The sequence below is a fragment of the Bradyrhizobium sp. 956_D2_N1_4 genome, from assembly GCF_052076025.1.
Classification (GTDB): Bacteria; Pseudomonadota; Alphaproteobacteria; order Rhizobiales; family Xanthobacteraceae; genus Bradyrhizobium; species Bradyrhizobium barranii.
The window spans coordinates 3,087,474-3,106,912 of record NZ_CP197237.1 but is presented as its reverse complement, the minus strand read 5'-3'; the positions used below and the strand labels follow the sequence as shown (position 1 = coordinate 3,106,912).

Here is a 19,439-nt window from a genome sequence, read left to right as displayed (position 1 = left end):
CTAGACCATGGTTTCATTGCTAGGCCGCGAGCAGTTGCTCCAGCGCCGCCAACGCCTCCAGCGCATTGTCCTGTGCCGCGACAGCCTTGCGCTCACCGGCCTTGCCCCGGCCCCACCCTTTCGTGTCGGCTATCTGGCGTGCGGTCAGGCCTTCTAGGCTGGCCTCCAGCACCGCGAAGTGCTCACCAAGGCTAGCCTGCACTCGCGGCGCGTCCATGGCGCCACGATGGCATTCTCTGTTGCATCTGGCGCGCCGACGAACGACCCGGCTTCGTGGTTGCACTTCGGTGCTGGCGATAAACCATGAACTCGGCGCCTCGAGCAATGCCGATCCGACAGCGCTCGGCAGGCGCAAGGCCGGCATCAGCGCGGGCCTGAGTGATGGTAGCGCGCGAACCTAACCCCTTACAGTCTAGCTCGACGCGACGATTGTCGTTGCAGGCACTCTGCGCCAAATGGGCCGCGCGAAGGTGACGATAGTCCTCTCCCTCGCTGCCACGCTCGCGATATGCAGACGCCACTGGAAACTCGCCACTGCCGCGAATGGAAGATGCCGCTTATTGTCTGCCTCCTGTTCTTCATCGGTTTTGCGTCGGCCGCCCTTCGGTTGCCTTAACAATTCTGCAGCATCGTGCCAGCGGCTATCGGCACCCTTCCATTTTACGCGGCGTAATCGGTCCATAGCCGTCACGGGCTAAAATAGCGTCCTTTGCGGCGATCCGTACTACCTCGTCTGGCGACGGCCGGATCTCCACGATCCGGTCAACCTGGGTATTGCCAATTTCGTTATCATTCGCCGGCATCCAAGCCGACGGCGCGTGCGGCGCGGCGTAGTATTGCAGGAGGCGCAAATCTGAGCGACGGCCTGCGCGAGCTAGGCGGGACTCGATTCGATTGGGGTGCGATGCATGGATTATCTCTCGTGACGTGACGTACTGGCCTTTTCGGCTCTTGGTTTCGTCGACGTCTGCGCCGATCGAGTGTTGGGTGGGGTGGCTTCAAACCCTGGGCGGTTCGTTACCATACCGGTATCGGTACTTGCGGACGCGACGCCGCAGGTTTTCAGTTTGTGTCATCTGGGAAAAATAACCACGAAATCTGCGGGATAACGCGCGTGAATGTGCGGCCGGTAGGCAAGGCGGTGGGCTGGGAACTTCGGAATGGCCCCCTACCCTAACCACGGCACCAAGTCGCCGCGACCTGCCTCGATCAGCACATCAACGGGCACCCACTGCCATTGCCACTCGCCAGTCGAGGTGTCGCGCCCGTAGGCGTGGAGCAACTCGCCATCGCATTCGTCGGCATCTTCAATTGTGTCTGGATCGATCATCACACCCCATCCTCCGAGACCGACTTGCAGATTTGCAACCCATAGGGATTCTCGGAGTGATCCGAAAAAAGCGGGAGTGATTGCAAATGCTGCAATTCTGCAAGTGAATAGATAATATTTATATATATCATATACTTACACCTACCACACCACTTGCCAAACTCTTGCCATTTGCAACACCGTGGCACAATTTCCAGTACCACCTCGTTGCAATTGCCGTTCTTCTGCAAGAATTCTGCAAGTCCCTCACCCACCACTGGCGGGTGAGAGAACGAACCGCTTGCCGTCCGTCTTCTCGATCTGGCGGGTTTCCTGAAGCCGGAGGATCGCAGCATCAAACGTCCTGGTATCTGAGCCACTGATGCCGCGGCGCTTCAGCAATTCAGCTCGATACATAGAGCCGCCGCGACTGGAGCGGAGCGAAGACAGAATGGCCTGGCAGAGCTGCTCAAACTGGCTGCTAGACATATACTTGTCGACGCCATCATCGAGCGACCGGACGGAGGCCAACATGATCGCGTGTGCCCACCGCACATCCTCGACACTGACTGAAGGCCGCGAGGGGCTGCGGCTGAGCGCGCGTAAAGTGGCCAACCGGATTGCGTTCTCTGCCAATCGTCCAACGAGACCATCCCTGGTTTCGTCACGCTCGATTTCAGATTCCTGCCAATCTTCGATTGCCAACCACGCGGCTTCGGCCGCCTCATCAGCCCACGGGACTTCGTACAGATGGGGCTGAACATCGGGCGTCCGCCAATTCCCCTGCGAGTTCATGGATGGCCACGGGAACTTCTTTTGCGCTTCCTTGATCGCCTCCCGCAATGGCTCCGGCACCACCAGCCCGCCGTCGCGAGGATTGCCGCGCTCCGGTCGCTTGGTTGGGGCAATAAAGACCATGCGGGCGGCGAAGCCGTCCGACAGGTTTTTATCCGACAAACCACCGTAAAATCGTGTTGGTGTCGACGTGCCGATGACTGTCAACGACGGGCAATGGATCGGCGCCCCGATCCGATCGTCATCCATGGTTTCCTTGCCGAACCAGACACCGGTCGATTTCGAGTATAGCTCCAACATAGCTTTGCGAATTGTCGACGCCCAGTTCCCATTTCCTTTTGCGTTGATCGACTCCAGAACGTCACCAACTTCGTCCCAAGGCATTACGACGACGGGCTTACGACGAAGGATTTTCTCGATCGCACTTGCGCTGGATACTTCACCGGCTCCCACGAGGAACGCCATATCGGTCTCCTGCAGCAACTTCACCAACCGCTGCAGCGGCGCCTCTTTACCGAACCCCGGACCGGCGATGCCGGCGAGATAGAGGTTCACCCCACAAGTGGTCGGGCCAATAACGCGCCGCCCATAGAACACTGACATGAAGGCGATTGCCGACATGACCGCAAACTCGGGTGACTTGCGCCGAGACGTATCGAGAATCCACTGTGAGATGTCTGCCATGAGACCACCGCACGCTTCAGGCGTGAAAGGGTCCTCGTCATGACGACGGTTCGCAGGCGATCTGGTGTCATCGTTGGCGGGCGTCGGCAGCGCGACTGGGCCAGTGATGATCGCGACAGCCTGGCGCTGCTGCCATCCAAGATCGGCGGGATCGACGCCAACCTGTTCGCATAGCCAGAATGCGGCATCCTTGGTGGTGGGCGCACCACCAAACTCCTTCACGAGTTCAATGGGCGTGGCACCATGTTCGCGGCCGAAGTCTTGAATCCCTTCGGGATGGATTGAGATATCCTCCTCAAGTTTCCGGCCAAGCTCTTGGCTGGAAACTCGCCACGCTCCAGTGCCAGGTTGGTACTGTGCGCCAGGAAATAGCGTTTTCACCCATCGGTCTGGCGACGCAATAGCCGCGGTGTTGACCTGCTGCCAGAACGAATCTCCAGCCGACGCGCGCTTCGTCTTAGGCTTCTCCTTCACCCGCTCGCCAAGGCCAGCGAGAATAGTTTCGGCCTCGGAAAGAAACGCGGCGATCTCACTGTTGGTTATGGCGGGCAAATCGACTGGCCTCACATCGAGCGGTGAGCCATTATCCCAACGATACGGCTTGCCGGTTTCGACGTGATCGCCGAATGCGACAAACTGCTGCCCGTCGCGCAGAACCTCGACCTGATGCTTAGCGCCGTCGATCTTGAATTCTGGCGTGGCACTCTTGTCGCCCGGCTCAGTGGCTCGAAATAGGAATAGGCATTTTGGCGCTTTACCGGTACGGCGTGGTGCTTGTGCAGCGGCGTGCACAACCTCGGTCAGCCGAGTGAACAGCCTCTCGCTGACTGCCTCGATTGGCGCGTCGATATCAATAGCGACGAGATCGTTGCCGCACAGAATGCCAGTGCGGACGTGGTCAGGATATTGGCGAAGATACCCATCTACCTGGCCCGTGGTAATACGCTTCTTCGCCCAGCCAGGAATACGCGGACCCTTATCCTTCACAGGGATGTGGGGATAGCCGTTCTCGCAGAGTGTGCGCCGAAGGTCGGCGATATCGTTTTTGTCGGTGTTGTTAGCTGCGAGTGCGGTCATTGGTGCGATGGCCCGTCAATGAGAGTTGAGAAATGGTTGCTGCTGCGATGTCTGCGACGATGGCTTGAGAGAATGAGCAGGTACGTCCGCGCTCGGAGTTCTGGCCGAATGCGCGATACGTGCCGTCATCAGCCCGCGAGACGCGGATTCCGAATAGTTTGGCGCCGTCGATTAATTCGACATCGACGTACGCAATCGTCGACGAGCCAGGCGGTGCCGGGCGGATATCAATTATTCTCAAGTGGAAAATCCCCCTATTGGGGTTGCGGCTGTGCCGCTGCGTACCTCGGCTTGCGCCGATCGAGCGTCAGGCGGCTTGGGTGCCGCTCTTTGAATTGTCGTTGGCGCCACGCGCAGCGATGCGGTCAGCGATCCACTGATTCACTTCCTGACGGACGAAGGCGACGCGGCGGTCCCCGAGCGGGACGGCCGCAGGAAAGCGGCCCTCCGCGCGGTAGCGGTTGAGCATCGTGCGGCTCAACGAAGTGAGCGCACATGCGTGCTTCATCGAGACGAGCATGGGCTCGTCGACGGACGGATTTAGAGTGTGCATGGTGTGTGGAGTTTTCGGTTAGCGTTGCCGCTGAGCGGCTGCATTACCTCGGCTGAGAGCCGATGACGGGCTAGGTGCCCGTCAGGCAGTCACGTGAGCGCCCACGAATCGCACAACGTCGCCATAATGAGCATTATACACCTTTCGGGCAATATGGCCATAGAGAAACCGCATATGGAGTAAATTTATTTCCTACCCACCAGATCTTGCGCGAGGGCCGCGCGTGCAGGCTAGCTTGCAGGTGAGCCGGCCCCGGGCGGCGCCTGATCAAAGCGGGGAGAGAAAGCGGGGAAAGCCTTTTTTAAATTTGAAAAAGCGCTTTGAAATCAAAGGCTTAATGCACAGTAAATGGCTCCCCGGGCTGGATTCGAACCAGCGACCATCCGATTAACAGTCGGATGCTCTACCGCTGAGCTACCGAGGAAAGGGCGAACCAGTCGTTCGCGCGCGGCTGCGTATAACAAAGCCGCTTGCGCTTGCAAAGGACGAATTCGCGATCTTGCACAATGCGCCGAGGAAGGGCCGCCGGCCCTCCCCTGGCTCGCGTCAGGTCAAACTATTCGGCGACGAAGGACGTGGTCTTGGTTCCGGAGTCGTACCGCAGCCGAAGCGCGGTGATCTTGCAGAGGTTGACGTTCTTCCAGAGCACGGATTCGTCATAGTTCTGCCAGTCGACGCGGATGTTCCAGACACATCCCTCGTCGTCCTCTTCGAACTCGACATAGGTGCTCGCCTGGTTCTGCAAAACCTTGTCGAGCTCGTTCTCCCATTCGTCCAGGCCGTCGTCCGGCGCGTTGAAGCCCAGGAATTTGATGGCATAGCCGGTCTCGTTGACGACGGTGACATTGCGGGCGTCGGCCGCGAACGACGGCGTAACGGCGATCGCAAGACCGATCGCGATCAGTCCGGACAGAAAATACTTCATGTGAAATTCCCCCGATCGAAAGAGGCTCCGGTGCCTGACGTCGATCCGCGCAGGCACCGCGGCAACAAATGGCGTTGCCTCGAAGAATTCACCCGGAGCGCGATCGAGTGGTTCAACACGCGATCGATCGACGCTCCGGAGCGTGCGCGACGCGAGACGCGCACGGGCAGTTCATATCGATTCGAATTCTCCGCAGCAATGAACCGGCGTTCATAGATCGGCGGCGTTTGTTTTCTCCGGCACGGGCGCCGGCACTGCGGCGCCGTTGCTCTTTCCCGTCACGGCGCCGACCAGCGCTTTCACGGGATCCTCGCCCGGCGCAAACCCGCTCTGGCGCAGGATCTCGTCGATCATCGGACGCAGCGCGTGCACCTTGAGGAGCTCGCCCGCAAGCCCTTCGCCGAAGCCGACATTGCCGCCGCCGGTGCCATTGCCGCCGAACGCGCCGCCGGTGTGCAGGATGCGGACGTCCTTGAGATTGCCGATCGGCTTGACCATCTCGGCCAGCGCTGAGGGCATGGTCTCGATCCGCTTCTTGGCGAGCTCGAAGTCGATGACGTTGGCGCCGAGCTTGTTCTGCGCCTCGTTCTTGAGCGTGATGATGGCGGCTTCGGCCTCGCCGATATTCCTGACGCCGACAGCCTTGATCTTGTTGGACTCGGCTTCCGCGGTGGCCAGCGTCTTGACGGCCTCGGCGCGATCGAGCGAGGCCTTCTTTTCGGCTTCGGCCGCGACGATCAGCTCGGTCGACTTGCGCTCGGCCTCGGTGCGCGCGGCGAGAACCTGGGTGAGACGGGCACGGTCGGCGACCTCGACCGCGCGGGCGGTCACGACCTTTTCTTCCGCGGAGACGGCGAGCGCCTCGGCGGTCTTGGCGTCGGCGACGGCTTCCGAGGTCTGCTTGCTCTTAGCCGCGATCTGAATCTCGTTCTCCTGCGTGGCGATCTGGATTTCGCGCTGCGCGTCGGTCTTGCGCTTGTTGATGGCCAGATCCGACTCGATGACCGCGGTTTCCTTGACCTGCTTGGCGCCGGCCTCCTTCTCGGCAACAGCGCGGTCGGTGTCGATGCGGGCGTTCTCCTCGGTCAGGCGCGCGGTCTGGGTTGCGGTCGCCACCTCGGCGCGGGTGCTCGCGGTCTTGTTGGCGATGTCCCGCTCCTGGGAAAGCTCGGCCTCCTTCTTGGTGCGCTCGATGGTCAGGGTCTGCTGCCGCGCCTCGAGGTCCTTTTGCGCAATCGCCACCTCGTTGTCGCGCACGATCGAGTTGCGGTCGCGCCGGCGCGTCTCGGTAACGGTCTTCAGCTGGGTCAGACCTTCGGCGTCGAAGAAGTTCTCCGGGTTGAAGAATTTGACGTCGGTCTGGTCGAGCTTGGTCAGCGACACCGATTCAAGCTCGAGACCGTTGGATTTCACGTCCGATTCCACTGTCGCCTGCACATGCTTGACGAAGTCGCTGCGCTTCTCCTGCAACTCCAGGATGGACATGGTGGCCGCCACCGAACGCAGGCCGTCGACGAATTTTGCCTCGACCTGGTTACGCAGGGCTTCGGCGTCATTCGTCAGCGCGCCCAGCGTCTGGCTCGCGAGCGCAATGCTCTCATCGTCAGGACGGACGCGCACGTAGAACTCGGCGACGATGTCGACGCGCAGGCGGTCCTTGGTGATCAGGGACTCCCGCTCCTTGCGTTCGACGGTGAGCCGCAGCGTCTTCAAATTGACGCTGGCATAGGAGTGAAAGATCGGCAGGATCATGGCGCCGCCGTCGAGCACGACCTTCTTGCCGCCGAGGCCGGTGCGCACGAAGGCCTCGTCGCGGGTGGCGCGCTTATAGAGGATGGTGAAGACGATCCCGAGGACGACGATCAGCGCGACGCCGATCACGGCCGGGACTGCGATGTCGAACATGACTTTCTCCAATAAATGGCTTGTCAGCTGCTTAGAGTGGGCTTGGAAGGTTTCAGTTCATCGTCGGCCTTCACCGCCACGAAGCGGGTGCCGGCGCGATCGACCAGCAGGACCATAGTTCCCTGCGGCAGGGGCGATGATGACGGTGCGGCGACCGCCCAGACGAAATGGCGGTTGCCGTGGACATCGGCGACGCTGACGCGGCCGGGCGGCCCCTGATCGAGCGGGCCGATCACGACCTCGCCGACGCGGCCGACGAGATCGCCGAGACCGACGGCGTAGCTTTCATCCTTGGGGATGACCCGCGCGATGGCGCGGCTGGTAGCGCGGACGAGCGGAATCGAGACGGCGACCGCCCCGACCGAGGCGAGCGTCGCCGGCAAGGGACCGGCCACCATCCGCGCAATGTCCTGGATCAGGAAGCCGGTGATGGAGAACGCGCCGAGCAGCAGCAGCAGGAAGATCAAGAGCGGCACGCCGCCGACATTGATCCAGGAGATGGCGTTGATCACGCCATTGTCGCTGGGGTGACCGAAATCGATGTTGGTGCCGAGCATCTCGCTGAGCGAGGCCCCGACCAGCATCGAGACCACCTCGATCGAGCCGACGATGAGGATCATGGCCGCCGCGATCGCGAACGGCCTGACCTCCGGCGACATCACGTGTTCGAGCAGAGCGCTCATGACACATTACTCAGGAGCGCGACTTCAACCGCGCCAGCCTCGCTGCAATCTCCTTGTCGCGATGCAACGTGCTGAGCTCGTCGATGTCGCTTGAATACGGGATGGCTGCCGGAACGCCGGTGGCGCGCGCCACCGCCCTGCCCGCGCGCAAGGCCTTCGCTGCCGCCGAGGCGCCACCGGACTTCCGGGGCGACGTCGAGGCCTGATGGCTTGCGTGAGCCTCGCTCTTTTCGAGATCGGCGCGGCGCTGCTCGGCATCCTGGAGCGCTGACAGCACGGCGCGCAGCGAGGTCACGCACTGTTCAATCTTCTCATTATTCTCGTCGATGGCCCGGGAAAGCACCTCGAACTGCGCCTCGAGGTCCATCTGCCGTGCGATGCCGGCGCGGGCGAGATCGTCGCGGCTATCCGCGATCGCACCCTCGATCTTGGGCGTGAGATCGGTCATCTCGCGTTCGATCTCGGTGCGGCGCGCGTTGAGACGGTATTCCTCGGCGCGCGCGGCCGCGAGCGCATCGCGCGCCTCGCTTTCCGCGCGCTCGATCTCGCGGATGGCCTGGCCAACCACGTTCAGCTTGTTCTTCCCCTCCGCCTGCTCGATCGCGTCATAGGCGATGCCGGCGATCAGGCGCCCGACCCGGGACAGGAAGTTGTCGGGGGCGGCAGCGATGGTATCCATAGCGTTCTCCTCCTCTGGCAGATTGTTCGGCGTGACGCCGTAGTGAACTTCGAAACCGTCGTCGGTGCGGATGAGGTGCGCGGGAGCGCTCTGCCCCCAACCCTCGGCATAGCCGGCATAGTCGAAGGGCACGCTGAAGCGCCCCTGCACGGTCGCAATCGAAATGGTGGCGGGGCCCTTGATCTTGGCGAGCTTGTCGTCGAGCGGCAGGCGGCGGCCCTGCGCGGCGCGATAATCGGCGCGGTCGCGCAGGCCCAGCGTCACCAGCCGCGACGGCAGCGCGGTTTCTTTCCGGATCGGCTCATAGGCATGGGCATGGAGCAGGACGACGTTGGAGCCGACGTTATGGCTCCGCGCCACCTCATCCAGGATCTCCATCATGCGGTCATAGGCTTGGAACGTCGCCTCCATGGCGGCCTTGGCGGCCGGGTCAGGGGCAAGCCTGTAACGCAGCGCGGATGGCGCGTTTCGGGACGACGGGCTCATGGAAAGCACTAAAGCACCATTTTGGTGCTTTAGGAAGAGGAGGTGCGATCACGTTCCACTGATCCTTGGGCACTCTATGGATTGGTCGCTGGCTGCCATTGGTGCGTTCAAGGCGGCGGATCACTCCTAGATCACCGCCGATCAAGACTTCTTGCACGCGCGGGTTGCAATTTAAGACGAAGTGGAGGGAGCGTTTGGCAACTGCCACTCTCGTGTCCCGGACGCGCTGCAACGTGAAACGTTGCGGCGCAGAGCCGGGACCCAGAAAGCCGTACCTTAGCTATGGCATGGGCCCGGCTCTGCAGCGCATCACTTCGTGCTGCGCAGCGTCCGGGGCACGAGAGTGAAGGCGGTCCCGGATATGGCTTCGCTCGTCCGGGCTGCGAAAGCCAAGCTCACGGCCGCCGGCACACCAGGTCGATCTCGATCAGCGCATCATAGGCGAGCCCGGTGACGCCGACACACGTGCGAGCCGGCAAACGATCCGGCGCGAAGTACGTGCGATAGGTCTCGTTCATCGCGGCGTAGTCTTCCTTGAAACGCGTCAGATAGATCCGCGTCATCACGACGTGCTCGAGGCCGAGATCGAGCCCGGCGAGAACCACCTTCAAGTTCTCCATGACAGCGCGCGTCTGCGCGACGATGCCCTCTGGCAGCACGCCCGGTGTTTGCGGCGTGTCCGGCATCTGGCCGGTGACGAAGACAAACCCGTCGGTCTCGACGGCGTGGCTGAAGGGCGCGACCGGCTTCGGCCCGCCGCTGATCATGTGGAATTTCACTTGAGATGTCCTTGTTAAGTCGCGTCCCGAAACAGGCGCTTGCTGAGGATGGCGTGCACGCCCCAATTGCCGTCGACGACCTGGGTGACGCCGAAATCGACGGCGGCCGACATCAGCGCGATCGCCTCGTCCTCGCTGAGGCCTTTGACGTTCATCAGGAAGCGCCGCATTTTCCGGAACGCATCCTTCATGGCGAGGTCGAGCGAGGATTTTGTGTAGACTTCACTTTGGCCCTGCGCGCCGAACTCGGCGAGATAGTTGGGATGGCTGAAGCCGGTCAGCACCCAGTCGGTCTCAGTCTCGATCAGGGGATAAGAGAGATCGGCAAAGGGCCGGCCTGCAAGATCGGCCTTCTTGTGCAGGATCACCTCGAACGTCCCCGTCATCGAGCATTCGATCGCCGTGCCGCTGAGTTCGCCGTCGCCCTGCGTGGCGTGGGAATCGCCGACCGACAGCAGCGCGCCGGGCACCGAAACCGGAAGATAGACGGTAGACCCCTTCCCCAGCCGCCAATTGTCGAGATTGCCGCCGAAATAGGACGGCGGCACGGAGTCGACGAAATCGACCTCGCGCGGCGCCACCGCGATCACGCCGAAATGCGGCCTCAGGGGAATGCGGATGCCATCGAGTACGGCATGCCGGCGCTTCACCGTGGCCGGCGCGACGGGGACGCCGGGATAGTCGTAGGTGGCGTGCACGACGCCGAAGGGGTCGGTCTGCGGCTCCCAGCGATAGGAATAAAGCGCCCGGGCGTGCGGCTCCTCGGGATCGTCGAAGATCTCGTAGATGGTGACGACCTCGCGCGGCATGGGACCGCCGAGAAACTCGTTGTAGTGATAGCCCCACCAGGCCGCGACCGAGGAGCCGAACACGCGGCCGGCATGGTTCGGATTGCGGCTCGCGCGCGGCACGATGTCGAGGATGCGCACCTCCAGCACGTCGCCGGGCTGGGCATCCTTCACCGCGACCGGCCCCGTGCAGATGTGCACGCCAAATCCTTCGCCGGCGCCACGGCCGAACACGCTGGCATCCATCGGGCCAGCGCCGCGACGATCGACGTTCTTCTTGTCCCGTGTCCAGCCGAACACGCTTTCAGCACCGGCATCGCCCGCGATCATCATCTCGGGCGCATCGGAGGCGTGCTGCGTCAGCGTCTCGATGGTGATGGTGTCGCCCGAGGCGATCTCGATTTGCGGCGATAGCGAGCGGCTGAAATAACCCCAATGGACGCGGCTGGCCTCGACCGGGAGATGGTGATGCCTGCGTTCCGTGGTCGTCCGCTCCTCGGTGCCGGCACACGCAACGGTGCTGCGTGCTTCGACGCTCGGATGCACGCGGAGCTGCGCCAGCGCCTCCTGCGGCCAGCCGCGCTGGCCGGCAATGCCATGCTGCAAGGTCGCGCGCTCCGCCTCCTGCTGGCGGAATTCGCGCGGCGGCAGGCCGAAGCGATGACGGAAGGCGCGGCTGAAATGTGCGGAATCGCCAAAGCCGTAGGCATAGGCGATCTCCGAGATCGAACGATGCGCCTCGGTCGGATTGGACAGATCGGCCCAGGCACGCTGGAGGCGGCGCTCCCGGACGTAATGGGTGAAATTGTCGCCGACCGTCTCGAACAGCTTTTGCAGGTAGCGCTCGGAAATCCCCTCGGCCTGCGCGACGCGCGCCGGCGCCAGTTCGGGATCGTCGAGCCGCCGCTCGATGGTCTGGCAGATCCGATGCAGGAGCGCTGCCTGCGTCGCACTCGATCCGGCATCGGACGTCGAGGCCGCCAGTTGATGCGCGAGCGTCAGGAGCAGATCAACGAGGGACTGCGCGACCGAATTCCATTCGGCATCGCTCAGCGTGTCGAGCGTGCGCGCGGTCGCATCCAGCAGACGCGAGAACACATCGGCAAAGCCGCTTGGTGGAACCACGCGGGGCTCGCTGAGCCGCGGCCTGCCCGAGAGGCGTCCGTGCAGCGCTTCCGAGGTCACCGACAGCACGATGGCCCGCATGTCACGCTGGAACACGATGCTCCAGTCCCCGCTCCGCGGCAGCAGCACGAGATGGCCGACCGGAACGATGCGGTGGCCGCCGACGCTCTTCAGCACCATGCCGTCCTCGACCGGGATCAGCGCGATCGGAAGGTCTTCATTCGCTTGCGATAGCGGCGCGACGCTTTGCGCGCCAGCCGCCATCCGCGTCAGCGCAACACCTGCGGTGTGGCGATGCGATGCGGTTGCGTGTCCGTCAAAGAAGGAATGGCCGGTCGCCGGCTGCAGGCCGACCGCCGCCAGCACGTCCCGCCAGGCCTCGGGGCGGTCGTCTTGCGCGTAGGACTCGCTCGTGAACGGCCGGAAGCTCATCGGATCAACCCAGATTGCGGTTGATCGAAGCAACCTCTGTGCCAGACGAACGCGGTCATCCGTCGCAGCAACGGGCCGCAAATGACGTTCGCTGCTCATCCCCTCATCCCGAAAACAGGCCTCGCTTCAATGCATTAGTCGCAGCGAAAGATGTTCTTGCGGATCGTGCCGTGGACGCCCCAATTGGCATCGACCACTTGCGTGACGCCGAAATCGGCGCCGACCGACAGCAGCGAGATCGCCTCGTCCTCGCTGAGACCATGCACGGTCATCAGGAACCGCCGGAGTTTTCTGAACGCATCGCGCATCGCACGGTCGAGGCTCGAGTGATTGGCAATCTCGGTTTGTGCGTCGGCGCCGAGCGCGGCGAGATAGTTCGGATAGGTGAAGCCGTAGAACGACCAGGCGTGATCGGTCTCCAGCATCGGATGGTCGAGGCCCTCCAGATTGGTGCCGGCCAGATCAGCCTTCTTGTGCAGGATGAACTCGAAATCGCCGGTGAGCGAGGTCTCGATTGCGGTGCCGCCGAGCTCGCTGTCGCCTTGCGCGGCGTGGGGATCGCCGACCGAGAAATAGGCGCCGGGGACTGCGACCGGATAGAACATCCGCGCGCCCTTGCCGATGCGCCAGTCGTCGATGTTGCCGCCGGTGTAGCTCGGCGGGATCGAGCTGACGAAATCAGCTTCCGAGGGCGCGAGGCCCATGGTGCCGAAATGCAATCGCGCGGGCACCCTCACGCTCGACAGAATGTTTTCGCGCTTCCTGACGGTGGCGTGATCGACGCGCACGCCGGGATAGTCGATGGTGGGATGCACGATGCCGTCGGGGTCGGTCTGCGGCGTCCAGACGTAGTTGTAGACCGCTTTCGCATAAGGCTCGCCCGAGGTGTCGAGCTCGAAGATGGTGACGACCTCCCGCGGCTTCGGCTCCTCGATCAGGTCGTGATAGTGAAAGCCCCAGTTTGCGGCGACGTTGGAGCCGAAGCAGCGGCCGGCGTGGCAGGCGCTGCAGCTCGGCCGCGGCCTGATATCGAGGATGCGCACTTCCAGGATGTCACCGGGCTCGGCGCCTTCGATCGCGACCGGTCCGGTGAGAAGATGCACGCCAACCCCTTCGCCTGCGCCGCGGATAAACGGACCTTCGACCGGCCCGGAGCCGCGGCGCGCGACCGCCTTGTGCTCGCGCGTCCACTGGAACACGCTCTCGGCGCCGGGATCGCCCTGGATCATGCGGTCGTAATCGTCATTGGCATGATGGGTCAGCGTCTCGATGGTGGCGCGATCCCCGGAGCGCAATGTCAGGGCCGGCGTCACCTTCTTGGAGAAATAGCCCCAGTGGACGGTCTTCGGCGAAACCGGCAGCGTGAAATGCTTCATGAGATGGCCTCTTCGGGAGTCTTGAACCTTACGAAGGCAGCGCTCATCGCACCGCCTCCGGAGTCTTGTCGGCTTCCATCACGCTGAGGAAACGCGCCGTCAGCGGATTGCGGGGATTGGTGAGCACCTCGTGCGCCGGCCCCTCCTCGACGATCGCGCCGCCGCTCAAGAATGCGACGCGGTCGGCGACTTCATCGGCAAAGCGGATCTGGTGCGTCGAGATGATCATGGTGAGGCCGTCGTCGATGGCGAGGCGGCGGATCACCTCCAGGACCTCGTTGACGAGCTCGGGATCGAGCGCTGAGGTCGGCTCGTCCAAGAGCAGCACGCTTGGATTGGGCGCCAGCGCGCGGGCGATGGCGACGCGCTGCTGCTGGCCGCCGGAAAGATGTCGCGGCAGCGCGTCGGCGCGATGCGAGAGACCGACACGGTCGAGCAGCTCGGTGGCCCGACGGTCGGCGTCGATGCGGGTCATACCGTGGACCCAGCGCAAAGGCCCGGCGATGTTTTCGCGTGCCGACAGATGGGCGAACAAATTGAACTGCTGGAACACCATGCCGACACCGACGGTTGCCCGCTCGTTGGCGATCGCCCGCGGTGACAGCAACTTGCCGTCGTCGTCAAAGCCGAGACGGCGGCCGCCGACGCGCACGGTGCCTCCGTCCCAGCTTTCGAGATGGTTGATGCAGCGGAGCAGCGTGCTCTTGCCGGAGCCGCTGGGTCCAAGCAGCGCGACCACTTCGCCAACGCGAACGGTGAGATCGAGGCCGCCGAGCACCTTTTGCGTGCCGTAACTCTTGGTGAGGTCCTTGGTCTCGACCGCGATGTTGTTGCGCGCGATCGTCGCGGAACGCCGCGTGCGCTCCTCTCTGGTCAGAGCAAGCGGCGGCGTGTCGGTCAGCTCTGCTTGCACGAGTTCGGAATTGGCAACGGTCGCCTCAGTGAGCTCGAGCTTGGTGCCGAGGTCGACGCGACGCCAGGGCAGATAGTCGGCGAGCTTGCGCTGACGCCCCTTGGCGCGATCGAGATCGAGCAGCCATTCGACGAACAACTGGATGACGCTGATGGCGAAGGTCAGCACGAGGTACAAGAGTCCAGAGGCGAAGAAGATCGAGAAGAAGTCGAAGGTCGAGGACGCCAGCTGCGTCGAGCGCAAGGTCAGCTCCTGGACCGCGACGACGGACGCCAGCGAGGAATTCTTCAGCGCACTGACGGCCTCGTTGCCGAAGGCCGGGATCATGGTGCGGATCGCCTGCGGCGCGATCACCCGCCACATCAGGATCCGCGGCGTCATGCCGAGCGCCTGACCGGCCGTCACCTGCCCGCGATCGACGCCGAGCACGCCGGCGCGCAGCATCTCCGCGATGAACGGCGCCTCGTTGCAGGCGAGCGCGAGGCCGGCCGCCAGCACCGCCGGCAGCTTGATGCCGATATGCGGCAGCGCGTCGTAGGCGAACACCATCTGCAGGATCAGCGGCGTGCCGCGGAAGATCACGGTGTAGGCCCTGGCGATCGCCGCCAGGGGCCAGAAGCGCGAGAGCTGCATGCCGGCGAGGATCAATCCGAGGATCAATCCGCCACCGAGCCCGAGGGCAGTCACCTCGAGGGTGAGCTCGATGCCCTCGAGCAGATACGGCATGCTCAGGTAGTGGAGGAACAGCGACATCAGTCAGCCGTCAGAATGTCCGGCTCCTTGAAGTTGTTCACGTCGAGCCCATGCTTCTTCAGAAGCTCCATATGCGTGCCGGCTTTCTGCACCTCGATCAGTGCGGCCAGCACGGCGTCGCGGAATTTCGGCTTGTCCTTCGGGACGGCGATGCCGACCGAATACGGGATCGTCACCGCGATCGCCTTTTCCAGCTTGTCCGGATAGGCTTTGACGGCGCTGTCGACGGTGTTGACGTCGTTGACATAGGTGTCGGCGCGACCGGCGAGGATGGCCTGGATGCAGTTGGCGTTGTTGTCGTAGAGCTGGATGGTCGGCTCGGCCTTGCCGGCCTTCTTGCATTCCGGGATCAGCGCCTGGATCAGGGGCACCTCGACATAGCCGGTGTTTTCGGCGGCAGCAGCACCACACATCGACATGTTGATGCCGTTGATGCCCTTCGGGTTGCCCTTGGCGACCAGCACGCCGTCGAACACCTTCGAGTAGGTGATGAAGTCGGCCGCCTTGGCGCGCTCCTTGGTGGCGTAGATGTCGGAGATGACGATGTCGGCCTGACCCGCGGCCAGCGTGGTCAGGAGCGCTGCGAACGTCACCGGCTTGTAGGTCAGCTTGAAGCCGAGGCATTCGCCGATGGCCTCGCCAAGATCGATGTCGAATCCGATATATTTGCTGGGATCCTTCGGATCGATCGTCTCATAGCCCGGCGTGTGCGGGTTGATGGCGTTGACGAGGGTCTTGCCCTTCCAGTCCGGATATTTCTCCTGGAGCGCGGCGCAGGCGGCGGGCGCGGCGGCCTGCGCGCTCAACGGTGCCGCGGCGGCGAAGCCGAAAGCGATGGTGGCGCCGAGCGCGATCTTGCGCCATGGCAATGATGCGCGTGCGATCCCCCGTGCATGGGGCAATACCCGTGTCTCCATCTCCAGCTCCTTCGAATTGCCATGGCACTGGCCATGTTCCAGATCTCGGGAACGAGCCTAGGTGGAGTGCGGACGGGAAAGCTTGTCCGCGGGCGTACAAAAAATTGGATGAATGGGGCCCGCGAATTGGGCAGCACCCTGCACAAAAACTGTTCGTGCGTCAGGTGTCCTGCGGCACGCAATTCCGAATTCGGGAGAACCAAATGATCTCCCGCGACGCAATGATCTGCACGGTCGGAGAATCAATCAGTCAGGATATTTGACAGAGATATGACGTTTACTGACGGAAATGAGGTGCCGGGCAGACGCATCTGTGGACGACATCCACAGCATCTCACCGCTTTCCACAGCCTGTCCGCAGCATATCCACAGGCCGACTATGCCGGATTCGCGAGACCGCACGAGCCACTTGCTGCGCACAAACCCACAGGGCGGCTATGTCAGCCGCCGGCCTGGTCGAAGACGGTGCGGCAAGCCTCGCTCAAGCTTGAGCGGTTACGGCGCAGACAGGCCGTGATGGCGCGGACGTTGGGGATCTCGCCGGCGCAGAGCCGATAGACGTCGGGGGTGCAGGCCCGGCGCTGCTCCGGCGTTCCCTGCTGCGCATTGGCGGCGGAGGCGAATAGCGCCAGGAACAGCCCGACCGTCGAGGCGCGGCGCGCCCGGCTCTTCGCCCCCGCAAACCGTAAGAACCTTGCCCTCATGACCAAGTCTCCCGTCTGCCTTGCCCGCCCCCGGCCTTCGCTGGCCGGTGTCGTGCCAAGGGGTAGGAGAAATAAATCGCGGGGGATGTGATCTCTTTCACACTGAGGCCGGACGGGAGGAACGTACGGTTCCGCGGGGATTTTAAGGAATCGCTAACCAATCGGAGCCCGATCGCCGGGTCGCTAAAATGCGAACGATCGGCTCAATCGGGTAACAAACCGGCTTTGCGACATTGCGCCATCCGCGTTCTGCGAGGGTGCGATGAGCGAAGCCGAATTCAATTTGCTGCTGGATGCCGTCCGGGACGCCATGGTCCGTCAAGATTTCGCGCCCGAGCCGGAGGAGGAATTTGTGCCCCGCTCGTGGTCGTACGTCGCAACGCCCAAAGCCGCCAATGACAATGAGGGCGCCTGGCCCCTTCTGCCGTTTCCGGACGGCTGGTACGCGGCCTGTTGAGACCACTTTCAACGTCAACCGATGCGCCCGCTCCCGCGGGCGTTTTGCTATCGGCCATGCGCCGGAATGGCGCGGGACCGATCAGGTCTTGACCCGCTCCTCGCCGTCCTGCGGCGCCCGGTCAGGTGCGGCCGGCGGAAAGATGCTGTCATAGATCGCACGGGCCTCGCGAATGAGGCGAGCCCGCTCCAGCTCGGATTTCGGGACAAATCGGACGACGTCGCTCACGTGCTCTCCAGATCCAAGGGGTTCGTGACGCATCACTTCGCAGATGCGAAGTCTATGCCATCGGGCCTGAATCGCTGGTGTCCGCCAAGCCCCGGGCAAACCCGGTGTGCACGGCTTGGCAGGCCTCAACCGCGTGCTCCGCGGAACGCGCGGTGAGCAAAATTTATGATGAAATATCAGGAGGTTGTTATGGAGGCCACGACCAGAATTGAACTGGTGTACACGGTTTTGCAGACCGTTGCGTAACCACTCCGCCACGTGGCCCCGTAAGGGCGGAGCAATATAGGGGATCAATGGCTTAGGCAACCCCGGCCGGGCGTTTACGCCTTTGCCGCGCCAGGACCGGCGAGATATTTCGCAAGAATCGCATCGGTCGGGCCGACCGCGGTGATCCGGCCCTCCTCCAGCAGGATCGCGCGGTTACAGGTGCTCTGGATCAGCTCGATGTCGTGCGAGGCCAGCACCAGGATGCCGGCGCGGGCCACGATCTCGTCGAGCCGCTGCCGCGCCTTCCGGCGGAATTGCTGGTCGCCGACGCCAATCCATTCGTCCAGCAGCACGATCTCGCCTTCCACGGCGGTTGCGACCGCGAAGATCAGGCGCAGCATCATGCCGCTGGAATAGGTCCGCAGCGGCAGGTCGAGCCGGTCACCGAGCTCGGTGAACTCGGCGATCTCCGCCCGCCGCGCATCGATCTCGGAGCGCCGCGCGCCGATTACGAGCCCGCGCCGCACGATGTTCTCGTAGCCCGTGGCCTCCTCGTCGAAGCCGGCCGACAGGTCGAACAGCGACAGGCAGCGGCCGAGTACGTCCACGCTGCCCGCGGTCGGATGATAGATGCCGGCGAGCACCCGCAGCAGCGTGGTCTTGCCGGCGCCGTTGGCTCCGATGATGGCGACGCGGTCACCGGCGCGGATGTCGAGACTGACGTCGTTGAGCGCGGAGACGATGTGCGGCACCGCTGGCATCCGGCGCAGCGTCACCGCGCTGACGAAGCGGCTGCGCAGCGAACGGTCGCGGAACGACAGCACCGGAAAGTTGACCGAAACGTTGCGAAGCACGATGTGGGCAGCAAGGCTCATGCGCGCCTCACAGCCAATACGCCACGCGGTGGCGGTATTTTGCGTAGCAGCCGAAGGCGATGACGGCAACGACGATCGCATAGATCGCCCCGAGCAGCCACTGCCCCGGATCGGTCGGCTGCGACAGCAACGGCCTGCGCACGAGGTCGAGCAGCGTCGCGAACGGATTGGCGCGGATCAGCCAGTGGAACGTGGTGCCGCGCAGGGCGTCCTCGGTCCAGATGATCGGCGTCAGGAAGAAGATGAATTGCAGGCCGCTGACGATCGCCGTGCCGATATCGCGAAAGCGCGCGCAGAGCATGCCGAGCGCGACCGATCCGCCGAGCAGAACGATCAGCAGGATCGCAAAGCCGGGCACCGCGAGCAGCATGCTCCCATGCAGAGGCCAGGGCATCACGATGTAGAGCAGCACCACGATCACCAGATGATGCGCGAAGATGAGCACGTTGCGCGCGATCATCTGGAGCACATGCACAATCAGCGGCGCCGGCACGGCCTTGATCAGGTGGCCCGACGCCACGAAGATGCTGGAGCCTTCCTGGAGCGTCGTCGCGATCAAGGTCCAGACGATCAAGCCGACGGCGAAGGGCGGCAGGAAACCGGCGATGTCCTGCTTGAACAGTGCGGCGTAGACCGTGCCGACACTTGCGATTGTTGCTGCCAGCGTCAGCGTGATCCAGAGCGGGCCGATCACGGTGCGCCGGTAACGCAGCGAGATGTCCATCAGCGCGAGCGTGCCCCACCGATCGGGCCGCGCCGCCTGTGCAAGAATTTCCTTCGCCGCTGGCT

The 19,439-nt window shown here is 63.2% G+C and carries 19 protein-coding genes and 2 tRNA genes; 1 reads left to right on the top strand and 20 read right to left on the bottom strand.

Going from position 1 to position 19,439, the window contains the following annotated elements; genetic code table 11:
• Positions 1–19: 19 nt before the first annotated feature.
• The 16 genes from AB7535_RS14355 to AB7535_RS14280 form a co-directional block, all read right to left on the bottom strand.
• A complete protein-coding gene (locus tag AB7535_RS14355; RefSeq protein ID WP_439036534.1) occupies positions 20–217 on the bottom strand; it encodes a hypothetical protein in 198 nt (65 codons plus the stop codon).
• A 951-nt stretch (positions 218–1,168) separates the two neighbouring features.
• Positions 1,169–1,330 carry a hypothetical protein gene (locus AB7535_RS14350; protein ID WP_161495836.1) on the bottom strand — a complete coding sequence of 54 codons (162 nt, stop codon included), beginning with the start codon at positions 1,328–1,330 and terminating at the stop codon, positions 1,169–1,171.
• Between the two features lie 246 nt (positions 1,331–1,576).
• The gene (locus AB7535_RS14345; RefSeq protein WP_063983398.1) at positions 1,577–3,865 is read right to left on the bottom strand and encodes a bifunctional DNA primase/polymerase; all 2,289 of its coding nucleotides are present in this window, start codon (positions 3,863–3,865) and stop codon (positions 1,577–1,579) included.
• Complete coding sequence (locus AB7535_RS14340) at positions 3,846–4,106, bottom strand: hypothetical protein (RefSeq protein WP_144030746.1); 261 nt, start codon at positions 4,104–4,106, stop codon at positions 3,846–3,848. Before AB7535_RS14340 ends, AB7535_RS14345 begins: the two co-directional genes overlap by 20 nt.
• A 66-nt stretch (positions 4,107–4,172) precedes the next feature.
• Positions 4,173–4,385, bottom strand: coding sequence for a helix-turn-helix transcriptional regulator (locus AB7535_RS14335; protein ID WP_245328436.1), 213 nt, complete (start codon positions 4,383–4,385; stop codon positions 4,173–4,175).
• A 382-nt stretch (positions 4,386–4,767) separates the two neighbouring features.
• Positions 4,768–4,842 (bottom strand) — tRNA-Asn (locus AB7535_RS14330).
• 132 nt (positions 4,843–4,974) lie between these two features.
• A complete protein-coding gene (locus AB7535_RS14325) occupies positions 4,975–5,343 on the bottom strand; it encodes a hypothetical protein (protein ID WP_354175623.1) in 369 nt (122 codons plus the stop codon).
• 210 nt (positions 5,344–5,553) lie between these two features.
• Positions 5,554–7,248, bottom strand: a complete 1,695-nt coding sequence (locus AB7535_RS14320; protein ID WP_439036533.1) for a flotillin family protein — start codon at positions 7,246–7,248, stop codon at positions 5,554–5,556.
• A 23-nt stretch (positions 7,249–7,271) separates the two neighbouring features.
• A complete protein-coding gene (locus AB7535_RS14315) occupies positions 7,272–7,931 on the bottom strand; it encodes an OB-fold-containig protein (protein WP_166096525.1) in 660 nt (219 codons plus the stop codon).
• A gap of 10 nt (positions 7,932–7,941) precedes the next feature.
• A complete protein-coding gene (locus AB7535_RS14310; protein WP_439036532.1) occupies positions 7,942–9,105 on the bottom strand; it encodes a PspA/IM30 family protein in 1,164 nt (387 codons plus the stop codon).
• A gap of 386 nt (positions 9,106–9,491) precedes the next feature.
• Entirely contained in the window at positions 9,492–9,875 is a 384-nt protein-coding gene (locus tag AB7535_RS14305) for a RidA family protein (RefSeq protein ID WP_439036531.1), read from the bottom strand.
• 14 nt (positions 9,876–9,889) lie between these two features.
• Positions 9,890–12,220 (bottom strand): acetamidase/formamidase family protein, encoded by a 2,331-nt coding sequence (locus tag AB7535_RS14300; protein WP_439036530.1) that lies wholly within the window; start codon positions 12,218–12,220, stop codon positions 9,890–9,892.
• A 134-nt stretch (positions 12,221–12,354) separates the two neighbouring features.
• A complete protein-coding gene (locus tag AB7535_RS14295; RefSeq protein ID WP_439036529.1) occupies positions 12,355–13,596 on the bottom strand; it encodes an acetamidase/formamidase family protein in 1,242 nt (413 codons plus the stop codon).
• A 43-nt stretch (positions 13,597–13,639) separates the two neighbouring features.
• Complete coding sequence (locus tag AB7535_RS14290; RefSeq protein WP_439036528.1) at positions 13,640–15,262, bottom strand: amino acid ABC transporter permease/ATP-binding protein; 1,623 nt, start codon at positions 15,260–15,262, stop codon at positions 13,640–13,642.
• Complete coding sequence (locus AB7535_RS14285) at positions 15,262–16,179, bottom strand: ABC transporter substrate-binding protein (protein WP_247310391.1); 918 nt, start codon at positions 16,177–16,179, stop codon at positions 15,262–15,264. Before AB7535_RS14285 ends, AB7535_RS14290 begins: the two co-directional genes overlap by 1 nt.
• Before the next feature lie 440 nt (positions 16,180–16,619).
• Positions 16,620–16,883, bottom strand: coding sequence for a hypothetical protein (locus AB7535_RS14280; protein WP_063983409.1), 264 nt, complete (start codon positions 16,881–16,883; stop codon positions 16,620–16,622).
• A gap of 262 nt (positions 16,884–17,145) precedes the next feature.
• On the opposite strand from AB7535_RS14280, the gene AB7535_RS14275 reads away from it, so the two are divergent.
• Entirely contained in the window at positions 17,146–17,340 is a 195-nt protein-coding gene (locus AB7535_RS14275) for a hypothetical protein (protein ID WP_439036527.1), read from the top strand.
• 81 nt (positions 17,341–17,421) lie between these two features.
• Here AB7535_RS14275 and AB7535_RS14270 read toward each other — a convergent pair whose 3' ends face one another.
• The 4 genes from AB7535_RS14270 to AB7535_RS14255 form a co-directional block, all read right to left on the bottom strand.
• Complete coding sequence (locus tag AB7535_RS14270; RefSeq protein ID WP_008132040.1) at positions 17,422–17,568, bottom strand: hypothetical protein; 147 nt, start codon at positions 17,566–17,568, stop codon at positions 17,422–17,424.
• 190 nt (positions 17,569–17,758) lie between these two features.
• Positions 17,759–17,832, bottom strand: a tRNA-Cys gene (locus AB7535_RS14265).
• 56 nt (positions 17,833–17,888) lie between these two features.
• Complete coding sequence (locus AB7535_RS14260) at positions 17,889–18,650, bottom strand: ABC transporter ATP-binding protein (RefSeq protein ID WP_439036526.1); 762 nt, start codon at positions 18,648–18,650, stop codon at positions 17,889–17,891.
• A gap of 7 nt (positions 18,651–18,657) precedes the next feature.
• Positions 18,658–19,374 carry an ABC transporter permease gene (locus AB7535_RS14255; protein WP_439036525.1) on the bottom strand — a complete coding sequence of 239 codons (717 nt, stop codon included), beginning with the start codon at positions 19,372–19,374 and terminating at the stop codon, positions 18,658–18,660.
• Positions 19,375–19,439: the final 65 nt, after the last annotated feature.